The following is a 16,291-nucleotide window of genomic DNA, read 5'->3' as shown; positions in this document are numbered from 1 at the left end:
AATATTAAACGATTAAATAATTTGATGCAAAAGTACAAAGGAAAGATTTAAATTATGCTAAGAATGTCATAATAAAAGTCAAATTAATTCAATGCAAAAGGAGCGCAAAGTCTAAAAGTAGGTACTATAACTCTAAAAGATTTGGTTGAGGTAAAGTTAATCATATTGAAATAACCTTTCATGGCTCCGTAAGGAGATGATAATAAACATCCTGAACTGTAGGTATGCTGTTCTCCCGGTTTCAAAACTGGTTTTTTTCCAATAACACCTTCTCCATCTACAAATTCTAAATCATTTAAAGAATCGAAGATTTCCCAATGGCGTGAAGTCAATTGGACAGAGTCTTTACTATGGTTTTCGATTGTAATCTCATAACTAAAGGCAAAATGAATCTTATAGTTTTTGAAGTACGTTCCTTCAAAACTAGTCAATACCGAAATTTTAATGCCTCTTGTTATTTGTGAAACCATGTTAATGAGCTAATTAAGTGCTGTATGGCAACAAATCTACGAAAAAAATGAATATTTTATTTAAAAAATTTCAAAGTTTTCTAATTTGTTATGTTTAATGAATTGGCGGTTCCACGCCCGATGACTTTTTCGTATCGATCGCTGCTTCCTTTGTAATAAACCAAAACGGTATATTCATTTTCAGTTTGATAAAAATTCCCATCGATTGCATGCTCTTGATCGATAATTCCTTTGTTGTTTACAGTTAGATATTGGTAGTTTGTGAATCCTTGTTTGATTAAAATCGCTTTTTCATAAAGACCATTTTTGGAATTAAAATCCATTTTATATTCCGGGGCTAGGCTGTAATTATTAAACATCCCAACAATATAGATTGAAGAACTTGGATTGGCTAAAGGAGCCGATAAACTGAAGTAAACCCAAGAATAATCCGCTTCAATAGTGTTGTTTTCACCGTCTAGTTTTCGGATGGAAAAGTTTCCGTTAAGGTCTGAGTAATTTGTGTATGGAAAATTAGTTTTATCATTATTGGTATATAAATGCGTATTATAAATATCATTGTCTGAGTTGACGAAACTCACGTAGTTATTGGCGTTTTTGAGGTCTTTGGAATCAAAATTCAAAAATTCATTTCCAGCCCAAAACTGTGTTTCCTGGTCATATTTGTAAACAAAATTATTACTGACAGTGTATTGTGGAGGAACATTTTTTATGGCAGTATTGAATTTACCGTTTTGAAGCAAAAGCACTTTAAGATTCTGCATTGGATTTTGAAACAATATTTGATCTCCAGTTTTGATTTCAAAATCTAAATTATGTTTGGTATAAATATTTTTGACAGTTCTAGCTTTTCTGATTTTTAGAGGAACTGACACAAAATTCTCATGTAAAATAAAATATCTTTTGAGGACCACTTCTTTGTCCGAATTTAGGATAGTAAGAACATAATTGCCGCTTAATAGTATTTTAGTGTAATTATTGGGGATTGATAATCTGTAATGGGTAAAAATCTGTAACGTATTGAAAGAGTTAACATATTCTTGAATTTTTTGGCTGTCAAAACCAGAAAGGTACTCGCTTTTTGGAATGTCTGTAGGAACCCAATTATAGTCACAATGGGTGATTTCATAGTAGTAGTCAGCTTCATTGCCAAATAAATCATCAAACTGAAATTCAAATTGTTCTCCTAGTCTAAAAATTGGAGCTACGTTTTGATTGTTCTGAACAAAAGAAGCCGTTTTAATGTTATAAGGTGGGGCTATTTCAGTCTGTACTTGGGCAGCAAGAGTTAGGCAAAAGAAAGAAATAAGTAAAACGGCTATTGATTTCATTATTGGTTATTGTTCATGAGTTGTAAATATACAAATTAACGGAAATTATGATGATATATTTGAAAGGACTAACAAACTGAATTATTTGTTTATTCTAATATAAAATCTAAATTATCTTCAATCTCAGTACTAATATAATTTTCGTCCAAAAGTGAATCAGCTAATAGTTTTTTACTTTCCTGCAAACGGATGATTTTTTCTTCGACAGTGTTTTTGGCGATAAACCGAATCACATTTACCTTATTCATCTGGCCAATTCGATGCGCGCGACCAATTCCCTGTTTTTCCGAAAAAGGATTCCACCAAGGATCTAAGAAAACTACAAAGGAAGCTTTTGTAATATTTAGTCCGACACCACCTGCTTTCAAAGAGATGAAAAATAATAAAGGTTTTTCCTGTACCTGAAAACGATTGACTTGATATTCCCTTTCTTTCAAAGGAGTTTCTCCTGTGAGTTCACAAAAATCGATTTTGTTTTCCTTGCACCAAGTTTTGTAAAAATCCAGATTAGAAACAAACGAACTGAAAATAATCGTTTTTTGGTTGGATTGCACCAAAGTTTCCAAATATCGGGTCACGGCAATATATTTCCCCGAATCCATTTCCGATTTAGAATCAATCATTTTTGGGTGATTGCTCAATTGTCTTAAACGCATCAAGGTATTTATGATATTGATTTTATCAACTCCAGAACCATCAGTTTTTAATAACGAGTTTCGGGCTTTGGATTTTTCTTCTTCGTACAACTTCTCTTGTTCAGGTTCCATTTCACAATAGAAAATCTGCTCGGAAAGTTCCGGTAAATCTTTTAAAACCTGTTCTTTGGTACGGCGTAAAATAAAAGGGCTGATGAGATTTTTTAGTTCTAATAAACTGCTTTCATCCAGCTTTTTCTCAATTGGGAATTTATAATTTTCTGCAAAAAAGGAATAACTCCCCAATATATTCGGATTGATAAATTGCATTTGCGACCATAAATCATCTAGAGAGTTTTCTATCGGAGTTCCGCTCAACGATATTTTATGATTGGCTTTTACTTGGTTGATAGCCTTAAAAATTTTGGAGTTTTTGTTTTTGATGTATTGACTTTCGTCCAAAATCAAATACCTGAAATTGTATTTCTCTAAAATTGAAATATCTCTCGAAACGATCGCGTAACTGGTAAAAATAACGTCGTATTTTTCCAGTTTTTTAGAAAGCAATTTTCGGTTGTTGCCAACATATTGAACTCTTCGAAAATGCGGAGTGAATTTCCGGGCTTCGTTATACCAATTAAAAACCAATGAAGAAGGCAAAACAATTAATGCTTTTAGGTATTCTTTTGGAACAGGAATTTCGTTTCCAAATAAATCGAGTTGAACGTTTTCGGCTTTTTCATAATCCAACTGTTCTTGTACTGCAACCAATGTAGTCAAGGTTTGCAAAGTTTTTCCCAATCCCATATCATCGGCCAAGCAAGCGCCTAAACCGTTGTTGTAATGTTCCAAAAGCCATTTGACTCCTTCAATTTGATAAGGCCTCAAAGTTGCTTTCACCAAAGGTGAAGGTTGGTATTCTATATCACTTTTTAAATTTATTGAACTTTTTAACTCTGGGATGTCTTCCAATACGGCAAAATTACTTTTCAGTAAAGTAAGATTTCCGTTTTGGACTTTTGCCAATTTTGCCATTGGACCATAAAGCGTCATCCATTCAATCGGGATCAAAAAGTAGTTGCCGTTTGGCAAAAGAAAGAGTCGGTTTCGGTTTTTTATGTTCTCAATAATTTCACTGAAACTAAATTCAAAGGCTTCACAAACTACTATCATTTTGATGTCAAACCAATCGCTTTTGATTTCATTTGAGAATTGAATATTCACTTTGTGAGCGTCAATTTTCTTGCTGTCAATTTTTAAATCTTTAACCGAAAAACCGTAAGATTCGAGAATTTCCTGATTTTCTATTGCCCATTGAACGGTAGCAAATGAATCTTGTTTTTCTCCCTTTTGCGAAAGCTCAAACAAGTTATTTTCAGTTTTCGATAAGCCGATTTCCAGTAATTTGTTTTCAAATGATGCTTCTTCGGAAGTTCTTTTATATTGAATCACTTTGATTTCATCCAAATTACGAATGTCAATTTCGGAATGGATTTTCTTAGCTTTGCTATTGTCAAAACTAAAACCGTCATAGTCGAATAAAAGGTTTAGAAAATAAGTGTTCTTGAAAAAGTCGTGCGCCAGCTGGAGCGAACAAGAAGTGATTTTGTCCTTTAGTTCAACAGCAAATCCGGTGGCTTTTATATCTGCTTTTTTTGCAATATCCTTGATGAATTTCTCAAAATAGTCGGGAACCAATTTTGACGGAATTTCAACAGATTTTTTTGTCAAAAAAGGAGTGATTTTTTTAGTGTTTATGTCTTTTAGTCGGTACAATTTATGATAGGCAACTAACCATCCCGGTTCGTCTAAAAGAAGAGTGATCGTGGTATTTGAAGGGTAGAATTCCGTAGTCTCATCCTTTAAAAGTAATGTGTAGGAAATTCCGTTTTCGTGTTTGTCAAATTCAAGACTGGTTTCTAATGCTGGGTTTTTAGAGACAATTCGGCTAATGCGAAAATCTTTTTCTTTTCCCAGATTCAGTGAAATCGGAAAATCGTCTTTAGAAACCAAAGAGTAAAATTGGTCTAAATTGGTTTGTATGAATTGTCGAATACCAAATTCCAGTTTACTGTCTTTAAGTAAATCCTCAATGTTTTTGGACGATTTACTGTTTTTGCTGAATTTCTTGAAAATCACTTCAGGCTTAAGCGCTTCACAAAGAGATAAAACCTTTTTAGTGTTTGCGTCTAAATTTTCAACAACAACTCCAAAACTTTGAAGTACCTCAGGACTCGCTTTTTTCTCTAGATAAGTTATAGGTTCAGAATGTCCAACAATATAAGCAGTCGGAATATAGGTGTTTAGCCTTTTTTCAAAACTAATATCAAAGCAGAATTGGAAGGGATTTTCAGTTTCCAAAAGCAAAAGGGTATTTGGTTGTTGTTAGATTCTTTAAAAGACAAATTCCACAAATTTGCACATATTGATTTGTGTAAATTTGTGGAATTTATATGGTTTTTAACTTATTGTGAAATAATTATTTAAAACAAACAGGAATGATTTCACCTTTTGCCAAACAATATTTTTCTACCAATTCGGGTGCTATTTTATTTGTGTAATCTTCCTCAACTACAGTAAATCCAATGCTTCTAAGTTTGTCAAAATAATCACGGCCATAAATGCGTACGTGATCGTATTGTCCAAATATTTTGGCGCGTTCTTTTTGGTCGGTAATCGTATCGTCAGCAAAGGTTACGTCTCTTTTCAAATCTTGCGGGATTTGTAAAATAGCCATTCCGCCTGGTTTCAAAACACGATATAACTCTTGCATTGCTTTGGTGTCATCTGGGATGTGTTCCAATACGTGATTGCAAAGAATAATATCATATTGATTGTCTTCAAAAGGCAAATTGCAAATGTCTGCCTTAACATCCGCCAAAGGCGAAAACAAATCGGTTGTGGTGTAATCCAGGTTTTTTTGCTTGCGGAACATTTTATAAAAAGCCTGTTCAGGTGCAAAATGTAATACTTTCTTTGGAGCAGTAAAAAAATCAGTTTGCTCGTTTAGATATAACCAAAGCAAACGGTGTCTCTCCAATGAAAGGGTACTTGGTGAAAGTACATTATTACGTTGTGTTTCGTACCCATAAGGTAAGAACGATTTGAAACTTTTTCCATCAATTGGATCGGTATAAGTGTCTCCTTTTAATGAAAAAGCGATAAAAGGGCGTGCGACATAACTTAGCCTAATTAATAAAGGACGAGGAATGGTATTCAGTATAAGTTTAAAGGCTTTTTTCATTATAGAACTAATGGGATTTTTCTAAATTCATCTTCTTCATTACTCACGATTCCCAGTTCTTTGTAGATATAGGCAAACGTCGATAAAATCTCAGGTTTCCCGTCAATAATGGCTACGTCGTGTTCAAAATGTGCAGATGGTTTTCCGTCAGCAGTGGTGATTGTCCAGCCGTCTTTGTGCTGTTTGATATTTTTGGTTCCCATATTAATCATCGGTTCAATGGCAACAACCATTCCTTCGATAAAAAGTTTACCGCGACCTCTTTTTCCGTAGTTTGGCATCTCTGGATCTTCGTGCATTTTTTGTCCTACACCGTGACCAACTAATTCACGAACCACACCATAACCGTGCGCTTCGGTATATTTTTGGATAGCGTTTCCAACATCTTCTACACGGTTTCCAATTCGTAATTCACGTATTCCAACGTATAATGATTCTTTGGTAACTTGAAGTAATTTTTTTGTTTCTGGAGCAACATCGCCAATTTCAAAAGAGTAGGCGTGGTCTCCGTGGTATCCGTTTTTGAAAGCACCACAGTCAACCGAAATCACATCACCACTTTCCAATGGTTTGTTATTTGGAATTCCATGTACCACTTGTGAATTTGGACTCATGCATAAAGAATTTGGGAATCCATAAAGTCCAAGGAAACTTGGTACTGCACCATGATCCTTGATAAATTCTTCGGCTCTTTTGTCTAGATATAATGTTGTAACTCCTTCTTTTATTTCAGAAGCTATCATTCCTAACGTTTTTGATACGATTAACGCACTTTCGCGCATCAATTCTATTTCCTCACGGGTCTTTTGAATAATCATATTTTCAAATTTTCAGTTTGCAAAAGTACAATTTTAAAATTATTTTTTTTGAGTTGGGTTTGTTTTAATTTTTTGGTTTAACTGCAAAGTTCGCAAAGTAGGCGCAATGACCGCAAAGCTTAGTAAACTTAACGATATTCTTTGTGAACTTTGTAGTTAAATTTTAAAGGATAGTCGTAAATTAGCAATAAATCAATTAGTTATATCATGAATGCGTCTTTAGATCAGGAAAACAGTAAGAAAGAAAAGGATTTGGATAGGATGAAAAGAAATGCACTTATCCTTTTAGGATTTGCTGTTGTTCTTTTTATGATTGCCAATGTTTATAATGTTGATTGGTTGAAAGCTTTTAGTGAAGCGGCGATGGTCGGAGGTATTGCGGATTGGTTTGCTGTTGTGGCCTTGTTCAGGCATCCGCTTGGAATTCCTATTCCGCATACTGCTTTGATTCCTAGTAACAAAGATAAAATTGGGGAGAATCTGGGGGATTTTGTTTCGGACGAGTTTTTGACAAGAGAAAAATTGGAAATCAAGATTGAACAATTTAATGTGGCAAAGAAAGCTTCGGACTGGTTGATTGATGAGAAAAATGCTAATCTGGTTGCTGGTTTAATTGTTGATAATGTAATTCCAGGCGTTTTGAAAACGATTGATGATGAGGAAGTGAAACATTTTATACATAATCAATTTAGTGATAAACTAAGTAAAGTGAATTTTGGTGAATGGATTGCTTTGGGTTTGGAGTCATTGGCTAAAAGCGAAAAGCAAGAAGTTTTAGTGACTAATGTCCTTAAAACACTGATTGTTGAATTACACAACCACAAACATCTGATTGAAGAAAAAGTAAAAAGCTCGACTCCATTTTTGTCTTTTGGCTTGGCCGACAAAAAAATAACTGAAGGTATTTTTAATGGATTATACGATTTTCTGGAGCAAGCGAGTCATCAAGATAGCGCTATTCGCAAAAGGATAAATGATTATGTGATGAATTTTATAACCGAGTTAAGGGATTCTGCTGAAATGCAACAGAAAGTTAATGATTTGGTTCTTGGCTTTGCTAAAAAAGAAGAAGTACAGGATTATATCAGCGGGATTTGGTTGGAAATCAAAACGGCGATTGCAAATGATTTGTCTCTTAAAGAAGAATCAAGTATCAAAAAAAGCATAGCTAATTTGATTCAGAGTTTTGGTAAAGGAATACAAAACGATCAGTCGATGATGGATAAGATTAATAATTTTATCAAGAATGATGTTTTGTCTGTGCTTATTAATAATAAAAAAATGATTGGTGATTTGATATCTTCCACAGTAAAAAGTTGGGATACGGATGAGGTTTCCAAAAAGTTAGAACTGGAAATAGGAAGCGATCTTCAGTATATAAGGATTAATGGGACTCTTGTGGGAGGTTTAGTGGGGCTCTTGATTTATGCAGTCGAATGTGTGCTACAGAATTTTGTAATGTAAAATTTTAGAATAAAAAAAAACCTCAAATTTTCATTTGAGGTTTTGGAGCGAAAGACGAGGCTCGAACTCGCGACAACCAGCTTGGAAGGCTGGAGCTCTACCAACTGAGCTACTTTCGCATTAATCATTAAAATTACCCTTTACAATCAAAATGAATTTGATTTTAGAGCGAAAGACGAGGCTCGAACTCGCGACAACCAGCTTGGAAGGCTGGAGCTCTACCAACTGAGCTACTTTCGCATTACTGAGGTGCAAAGATAAATAATAAAAACAGTTAATTGCAAATTTTTTTTTGAAAAATAAATCGACATTTCTCATTCTGGATTACAACCGTTTTAAAATTAAAATGTTATACTTTTATTTTTTTTAAATGACCATGCAAAACATCGAAAAAATAACCGATTTAGAGACCTATTCTGTAAGGCATGCTGTTCTTAGAAAAGGAAAACCAATCGAAACTTGTCAATTTGAAGGTGATGATTTGGCTTCTACTCATCATTTTGGGTATTTTGTAAATAGTAATTTTGTAGGAATTATATCTGTTTTTAAAAACAACAATCGCATCTTTACGACTAATAAGCAATATCAAATTCGAGGAATGGCTGTTTTGGAATCTCATCAAAAAAAAGGAATCGGAGAATTATTGGTTAAACATTGCGAAGCATACTGTAAAAAACTCGAAACAGATTTAATTTGGTTTAATGCCAGAACAGCTGCTGTGGGCTTTTATGAGAAATTAGGCTACGCCAAAGTTGGAACGGCTTTTGAAATCAAAGATGTTGGCGAGCATTATTTAATGTCAAAAAGCATAAGTAATGAATAAGTTTTATTTGTTTATTGTCTTTGCAGTTTTAATAAGTTGCAAAAAAGAGCCTATTCTAAATTTGGACTCTTTTAAAATGTCAGATCCTACAGATAAAGAGGGAGATGTTGTTGAAATTGATACTCTATTGATAACTCCCTTTAAAAGTAAATCACTCATGGATTTTTACAGATCCAGAGAGAATGAAACGGTATGGCAATCTGAAAAAAATAGACAAATTATTCTTGAAACTATAAAGAGATGCGAAATTGAAGGATTGAATCCATCAGATTATAATATTTCAAAACTAGTAAATCTCGAAAAAAGCTTCAATGATTTAGACGAAGACGAACAGGTGAACTATGATTTGCTACTTACTTATAATTTTGAAAAATACCTAACTCATCTTCATAGCGGAAAACTTAATCCAAGAAAATTATATGGAAATTGGGACTTACCTATTGATGAACTGGATACCAAATCTATTCTGAATGACGCTTTGGAAAAAGATTCTCTTATTTGTATAACAGAAAAATGTCAGCCGAAAGCTTTGACTTATATCAAATTGATAAAAGCTTTGGAGCTTATTAATGAATTACCCGAAGATAAAACACGACCTATAGACACCACAACTGTAATAAGACATAGCCATGTTAATCGGGAGATAATCAATATCAAAAAGAAATTACTCTACTGGAAAGATTTAGATAGTAAAGACAGTATTGTTAGTTATTATGATGATGAAACATTTGAAGCTGTCAAAAAATTTCAAGTTAGACACGGCTTAACTCCGGATGGCGTAATTGGCAAAAGCACTATAAAAGCATTGAATTTCACTAAAGAAGAAAGAAAGCGTCAAATTATTGTCAATTTGGAACGTTGGAGATGGTTTGCCAAATCATTTGCTCGAAATTATGTCCTGATTAATATTCCTAATTACAGTCTAAATGTAGTCGAAGATCAGAGTGTTACTATGACTAAGCGTATCGTTGTAGGGAAAAATAAAAGAAGAACACCAGTGTTAACTTCTGTCTTGCAAACGGTTGTTTTTAATCCAACTTGGACAGTTCCGCCAACCATATTAAAGGAGGATATGATTCCTGGGTTAATCAAAGATAGAAACTTCCTGAAAAATAAAGGCATTGGAATCTATGACTCTGATAGTAACGAAGTCGATCCTAAAAAATGGGATGAAAATCGACCTAGGGGATATCGCTATGTGCAAAAACCGGGTTATAATAATGCTTTAGGAGTTGTCAAAATCAATTTTCCAAATAGATATAGTGTTTATATGCACGATACCGATCATCGCGATTTGTTTGAACGTAATTTCCGGTCGTTAAGTTCGGGATGTGTGCGCATTGAAGAGCCTTTAGAATTGGTTGAGCTTTTATTGGATAATCCAAAGAAATTTTCAAGGGAAAAAATGGATTCTATTATTGCAACCCAAAAGACACTTTTTATAGGAATAACAAAACGTTATGCTGTTTACCAATGGTATTGGACAGCGTGGAGTGAAAATAATGAATTGATTTTTAGAGATGATATCTACAATCTCGATGTTGATTTATATACTCAATTACGAAACTAGTTTGTATTGTTTTAAATTATTTATGGAAGGGTGATAGATGTACAAGCAAGATTGTCCTTTTATCATCGAAATAATTTCAGAAGCAAATTCTTGAGGAACTGCAGGACATCCTTGACTTCTTCCTAATCGTTTGTGGTTTTTTATAAAGGATTCTGAAACATAATTGGCACCATGCATTACGACTGCTCTTTTTCGTGCGAAATCATTTATCCCTTTTTCTAAACCGTCAAGTTTTAGAGAAAGGCCATGTTTTCCATTATAAACTTCTCCTGTGGCGTATAGACCTAAGCTACTTTTGAAAGATTCTGGTCTGTTGGAAAAATTATTTGCAAATTCCTCGCCTGTATTTCTTCCGTGGGCAACTAACGATTGAAGTAGTACTTCATTGGTTGATAAATCAATAATCCAAAGACGTTTGGCATTAGATGATAAGCTAAAATCAATCAAGGTTAATATGTCTCTTTTGATCAGCCCTTTTTCTTTTAATTCATAAAACCCTTTCAATGCTTCGGCAAAACATTCTTCTTTGGGTAATTGAAATTGATTGCTATGTAAGGAGCTATAAACTAATTGAATTTTGCTATCGATGTTTGATAATACATTAGAAACGGCAGCTTTTTTTGTAACTGTCTTGGTTGTGTTTGTTGTATTTCCTGTGAAGGACAATAATACAAACGTAAATAATGTAGGGATAAGTATTTTATAAAACATTGTTTTTCATTTGGTTGTAGAATAATTCGGGGATTGCAAATATACAAACAATTAGAAATCAGCAAAATAAAAATGCAATTTAACGATAATTTTTAACTTTTAAACGATGTTTTTTTGAAAAAAAATAACTTATGTCAGTATTTTATTAGTTTATTTGTGTTAGTTTTGTTGCAAATCAGTAGTTTTTTATGATCTTAATTAAAAATAGTATCGTTTTTTTAGCAATTCTTTGCACAAGTCTATTGTATGGTCAAAAAAAGACGCTTAATACGAAGTCTATTACAACTAAGATTTCTATTGATGGTAGAATAACGGAAGATGCATGGAATTCTGCCGAAATTGCCTCTGATTTTGTCATGTATCAGCCAGATAACGGTAAGGCTATAAATGAAAATAAAAAAACAGAAGTCAAGGTAGTTTATGATAATGACGCAGTTTACATTGCTGCAATATTATATGATGAAGACCCGAATAAAATAAAAAAAGAAATCACCAATAGAGATAGTTTTGGGGTAACCGATTATTTTTCAATTTTCATTAATGGGTTTAATGATGGACAACAGGATTTCAGATTTTATGTAACCGCGGCTGGGGTACAGTTAGATTGTATCGCTACCGAAGATTATAACGATTTTTCGTGGGATGCTATTTGGGATAGTAAAACAGTTATAACCGATAAAGGGTGGGTGGTAGAAATGAAAATTCCTTATGCTGCAATACGTTTTCCAAATTCAAACAAGCAAACTTGGGGTATAAATTTCCTTAGAAATATTGAGAGAGATGTACAAGTGTATTCTTGGAACCGAATTGATACCAAAATTGGAGCTGAGCTTACACAAAACGGATTATTGGAAGGAATTGAAAATATTAAGACTCCAACTCGATTATTCTTTATTCCTTACGCATCATTTTACAATCAAAAGGATGAAAATCAGTCGGATAATACATTTAAGGGAGGACTCGATATCAAATACGGAATCAATGATGCATTTACTTTAGATGCGATTTTAGTACCTGATTTTGGACAAACTAAATTTGATAATGCGATTTTAAATCTCGAGCCATTCGAACAAAAATTGGATGAAAATAGACCGTTTTTTACCGAAGGAACCGAGTTGTTTTCTAAAGGAAATCTTTTTTATTCCAGAAGAATTGGAGGATACCCGAGTTCAGATCCAACAGTGGCAGAAAATGAAGAAATTACAGATTATCCAAGTACAGTCGATTTGCTAAATGCAATCAAGATTTCGGGTCGTACCAAAAAAGGTTTAGGAATAGGTTTTTTGAATGCAATTACTGAAAAAACATTTGCAACAATAAAAGACACTATAAGTTCGACATCAAGAAAAGAAGTCATTGAACCACTTGCCAATTATAATATAGTTGTTTTGGATCAGCGGTTTAATCAAAATTCATCTGTAACTTTTATCAATACAAATACTATTCGGAATGGTAGTTTTAGGGACGCTAATGTTTCGGGGCTTTTATTCGATTTGAATACCAAGAAAAACAACTATAGTCTAAATGGGGATTTTAAATACAGTACAGTTAATACTTTCGAAGATTATGACGGCTATAAAACAGCCTTGAATTTTGAAAAAACAAGCGGAAAAATTCGATATGAAGTTTCTGGAAAATACATTTCTGAAGATTACGACGTTAATGATCTTGGACTGATATATTACACAAATTATCACGGTGGTTATGCCAATGCAAGTTATAGAATATTGAATCCAACTTCTGTTTTCAATACTTTCAAAATTCTTCAAGAAGCTAGTTTGGAAATTCAAAATACAACAGGTAAAATACAAGATGACTATTTGAAAACTACTATAACGGCATCTTCTTTAAAGAACAATTATTATGAATTTTCGTTGCTTTATACACCGAAAGAAACTTTTGATTTTTATGAACCTAGGGATTATGGTCGCTATGTTTATGTTCCAAAAAAAGTAATTTCTCTTTTAGCTTTTGAATTAAATAGGAATCATGCTTTTACGGTCGACATAGCATCTTCTTTTGCTAAATATGACGAAGAGGACAGACTAAATTACGGTGTTTTTATTAATCCAAAATACCGATTCAATAATCAATTTTCATTAGAATACGCCTTAGATTATACCGCCAAAAGAAGTGACAGAGGTCGTGTGGGCTACGACGATTCGGGTATTGTATTTGCCGAAAGGAATAGAGAAATACTGCAAAATACTCTTGTCGGAAAATTTGCAATCACCAATAGAATGGCTCTAAATCTGGATGTCCGTTACTATTGGTCTTATGCTGATAATCATGAATTCTTTACGCTACAAGATGATGGTTATTTAACTCCAAATCCTAATTATAATCTTAACAAAAATCGAAATTTTAATTCTTGGAATTTTGATCTCTCGTACTCTTGGTGGTTTGCTCTCGGAAGTGAAATGATTCTGCTGTATCGAAATTATGCTTTGGAGGAAACGAATCAAGTTGAAAAAGACCTTTCAACGAACTTGTCAGATATTTTTAATAGTAATTTAACTAATATTTTTTCAATTAGCGTTCGTTATTACATTGATTATAATGTAGTAAAAAACAAATTCTAATCTTTTTTCAAAAAACTGTAACATTAGCAGTAATCAATAGTCTATTGGTGCAGCAACTTGTTAAACTCAAATTTTAGTTCTCGATCTAGAATTTGATTTAATATTTTTGCGCTATCTAAAATTATTGTTTTCATGAAAAAGTATTATGTTTTTTGTTTTCTTTTATTTTCAACTTTGATCTATTGTCAGAAGAAATCTCTGCAAACAAAATTCACTACTGAAAAAATAATCTTAGATGGGAAATTAGAAGAAGCGGTTTGGCAGTCAGTTCCTATTGCCACTGATTTTGTCATGTTTCAACCTGACAATGGCAAAGCTATTCCTGAAAATAAAAAAACCGAAGTTCGAGTTCTGTATGATAATGAAGCCATTTATATTGGTGCTTTGATGTATGATGATGAACCAAGCAAAATATTAAAGGAGTTAAATAAAAGAGACGATTTTGGTGCTGCCGATTTTTTCGGTGTGTTCATCAATGGATATAATGATGGACAGCAAAATTTTCAATTCTTTGTAAATGCAGCAGATGGTCAAGCCGATTGTTTAGCAACTGATAGTAATGGAGAAGATTATTCTTGGGATGCCGTTTGGGACAGTAAAGCACTTATTACTTCTTTCGGGTGGGTTGTCGAAATGCGAATTCCTTATTCTGCTTTGCGATTTTCTAGCGAAAGCAAACAAACTTGGGGTGTTAACTTTTTTAGGGAAATACGTAGAGATCGACAAAAATATTCATGGAATTTGATTGATAATAAAATAGGGACATTTACCCAACAAAATGGGATTGTGGATGGCATTGAAAATATAAAAACACCTACCAGACTTTTCTTTTTGCCATATGCTTCTTTTTATACGTATGCGAATGGCAGCCAAAAAACGTATGGTGAATTAAAAGGAGGTTTGGATATTAAGTATGGAATAAATGATGCCTTCACTCTTGATGCGATGCTAATTCCTGATTTTGGGCAAACAAAATATGATGATCGAATTCTAAATTTGACACCTTTCGAACAACAATTTAATGAAAATCGTGCCTTTTTTACTGAAGGGACGGATTTGTTCAGTAAAGGGAATCTGTTCTATTCCAGAAGGATTGGTGGGCCGCCTTCGTATACTCCAGAGACAAATATTAATGAAGAAATAATAGAAAATCCAACGACTGTAGATCTTTATAATGCTACCAAAATATCTGGTCGAACAAAAGGAGGACTAGGGATTGGATACTTGAATGCGGTTACCCAAAAAACATATGCTACTATTAAAGATACCATTACACAGGAAACACGTCGAGTTGTAGTGGAACCCTTGACTAATTACAATGTTCTGGTTTTTGATCAGCGTTTTCACAAAAATTCTTCTGCAACTTTCATAAATACGAATGTTACCAGAGATGGCTCTTTTAGGGATGGGAATGTATCAGCATTGGTTTGGGATTTAAATACGGCCAAAAACACCTATAATTTAAATGGAAACTTTGAATATAGTTATGTGAATGATATTGAAAGTAAAAAAGACGGAATCAACACTACTTTGAATTTTGCAGAGACTAGTGGTAAGTATCGCTATAATTTTGGTGGAAACTTGGTTACAAAAGACTTCGACAACAATGATCTGGGGATTATTTTTGAAACTAATTATTACAGTTTTAATGGATTTACGAGCTACAGAATTCTTAGTCCAACCAAATTATTCAATTCGTTTAACACCAATATTAATGCTTATACTCAATTTCAGAAAGAAACTGGAAAAGTACAGAATGATCAAATCAATTTCAACTTAAATTCTACTACCAAAAAAAATCATTATATTGGTTTTGGAATGAATTATAGCCCTGTCGAAACTTATAATTATTATGAGCCAAGGACTGAGGGACGTTACAGTATTGATCCTACTCGTTATGGAGGATGGTTTTCAATATCGACAGATTATAATAATAAATTTGCCTTTGATTTTGAACCTTCTTTCACCATATTAAATGAGTCTCAAAGAAGGTCGTATGGTATTTATTTAGGTCCAAGATACCGTTTCAATGACCGTTTTGCATTAAACTATGAATTTAACTTTTCCCGCAAAAATAATAATAAGGGATATGTTGACAGTGGTTCTCAAAACGATGCGTTGGATCCTAATACCATCATTTATGCAAACCGAAATGTAGTCACATACACTAACAATATTAACGGAAAATATTCATTGAACAGCAAAATGAATTTTGATCTTTCTGCCCGTTATTACTGGTCATATACTGAGAATAAAGACTTTTATAACTTAGAGGATAACGGAAGAGTGGCTCCATATGCTGGCTATAAAGATAATAAAGATCAAAATCTGATTACTTGGAATTTGGATTTGTCGTACAATTGGTGGTTTGCTCCCGGAAGTCAATTGGTTGTTTTGTATCGAAGCAATGCTGCAAAATATGACAATTTAATCAATAAAGATTTTGGGAACAATTATACTAGCATGCTTAATAATGAAGATTTAAGTCATGTGGTTTCCATTAGCGTAAAATATTTTATTGACTATAATCAGGTTAAAAATATTTTCTAGAAAGTCTTTATTTAAAATAAATTTTCTAGACAAAAGAAATATCTTTTTACAAGACAAAATTATCCTCAAAATTCTCGTTTTTCAGACTGGATT

11 protein-coding genes and 2 tRNA genes are annotated in these 16,291 nt (G+C 33.2%); 5 read left to right on the top strand and 8 right to left on the bottom strand.

The features are described from left to right. Positions 1-83: 83 nt before the first annotated feature. The 5 genes from apaG to map all read right to left on the bottom strand — a co-directional run bounded on the left by apaG (position 84) and on the right by map (position 6,498). Positions 84-470: a Co2+/Mg2+ efflux protein ApaG gene (apaG, locus tag J2W95_RS03720; protein WP_116796107.1), complete on the bottom strand. Its 387-nt coding sequence runs from the start codon at positions 468-470 to the stop codon at positions 84-86. An 80-nt stretch (positions 471-550) separates the two neighbouring features. Beyond that, positions 551-1,801, bottom strand: a complete 1,251-nt coding sequence (locus J2W95_RS03715) for a type IX secretion system plug protein (RefSeq protein WP_310004072.1) — start codon at positions 1,799-1,801, stop codon at positions 551-553. 89 nt (positions 1,802-1,890) lie between these two features. Further along, positions 1,891-4,797 carry a DEAD/DEAH box helicase gene (locus J2W95_RS03710; RefSeq protein WP_310004070.1) on the bottom strand — a complete coding sequence of 969 codons (2,907 nt, stop codon included), beginning with the start codon at positions 4,795-4,797 and terminating at the stop codon, positions 1,891-1,893. A gap of 118 nt (positions 4,798-4,915) precedes the next feature. Then, entirely contained in the window at positions 4,916-5,680 is a 765-nt protein-coding gene (locus tag J2W95_RS03705; RefSeq protein ID WP_310004068.1) for a class I SAM-dependent methyltransferase, read from the bottom strand. After that, the gene (gene map, locus J2W95_RS03700) at positions 5,680-6,498 is read right to left on the bottom strand and encodes a type I methionyl aminopeptidase (protein WP_310004067.1); all 819 of its coding nucleotides are present in this window, start codon (positions 6,496-6,498) and stop codon (positions 5,680-5,682) included. Before map ends, J2W95_RS03705 begins: the two co-directional genes overlap by 1 nt. Before the next feature lie 207 nt (positions 6,499-6,705). Between map and J2W95_RS03695 the strand changes: the two genes are divergently transcribed. Next, positions 6,706-7,962 carry a DUF445 domain-containing protein gene (locus J2W95_RS03695; RefSeq protein WP_310004065.1) on the top strand — a complete coding sequence of 419 codons (1,257 nt, stop codon included), beginning with the start codon at positions 6,706-6,708 and terminating at the stop codon, positions 7,960-7,962. Between the two features lie 43 nt (positions 7,963-8,005). Here J2W95_RS03695 and J2W95_RS03690 read toward each other — a convergent pair. Beyond that, positions 8,006-8,081, bottom strand: a tRNA-Gly gene (locus J2W95_RS03690). Between the two features lie 48 nt (positions 8,082-8,129). Then, positions 8,130-8,202: transfer RNA gene (locus tag J2W95_RS03685), tRNA-Gly, on the bottom strand. Positions 8,203-8,338: 136 nt separating this feature from the next. Here J2W95_RS03685 and J2W95_RS03680 point away from each other — a divergent pair. After that, positions 8,339-8,785 carry a GNAT family N-acetyltransferase gene (locus tag J2W95_RS03680; RefSeq protein ID WP_310004063.1) on the top strand — a complete coding sequence of 149 codons (447 nt, stop codon included), beginning with the start codon at positions 8,339-8,341 and terminating at the stop codon, positions 8,783-8,785. 76 nt (positions 8,786-8,861) lie between these two features. Next, positions 8,862-10,355, top strand: a complete 1,494-nt coding sequence (locus J2W95_RS03675; protein ID WP_310004061.1) for a L,D-transpeptidase family protein — start codon at positions 8,862-8,864, stop codon at positions 10,353-10,355. Here J2W95_RS03675 and J2W95_RS03670 read toward each other — a convergent pair. Then, positions 10,344-11,066, bottom strand: a complete 723-nt coding sequence (locus J2W95_RS03670; RefSeq protein WP_310004059.1) for a murein L,D-transpeptidase catalytic domain family protein — start codon at positions 11,064-11,066, stop codon at positions 10,344-10,346. The genes J2W95_RS03675 and J2W95_RS03670 overlap by 12 nt on opposite strands. 188 nt (positions 11,067-11,254) lie before the next feature. Between J2W95_RS03670 and J2W95_RS03665 the strand changes: the two genes are divergently transcribed. Together J2W95_RS03665 and J2W95_RS03660 are read left to right on the top strand one after the other, a co-directional pair. After that, a complete protein-coding gene (locus J2W95_RS03665) occupies positions 11,255-13,648 on the top strand; it encodes a DUF5916 domain-containing protein (protein ID WP_310004057.1) in 2,394 nt (797 codons plus the stop codon). 132 nt (positions 13,649-13,780) lie between these two features. Then, entirely contained in the window at positions 13,781-16,198 is a 2,418-nt protein-coding gene (locus J2W95_RS03660) for a DUF5916 domain-containing protein (protein WP_310004055.1), read from the top strand. Positions 16,199-16,291 lie beyond the last annotated feature (93 nt).

It is taken from the genome of Flavobacterium granuli, assembly GCF_031456055.1.
Classification (GTDB): Bacteria; Bacteroidota; Bacteroidia; order Flavobacteriales; family Flavobacteriaceae; genus Flavobacterium; species Flavobacterium granuli_A.
This window is presented reverse-complemented; position numbering and strand designations above follow the sequence as displayed.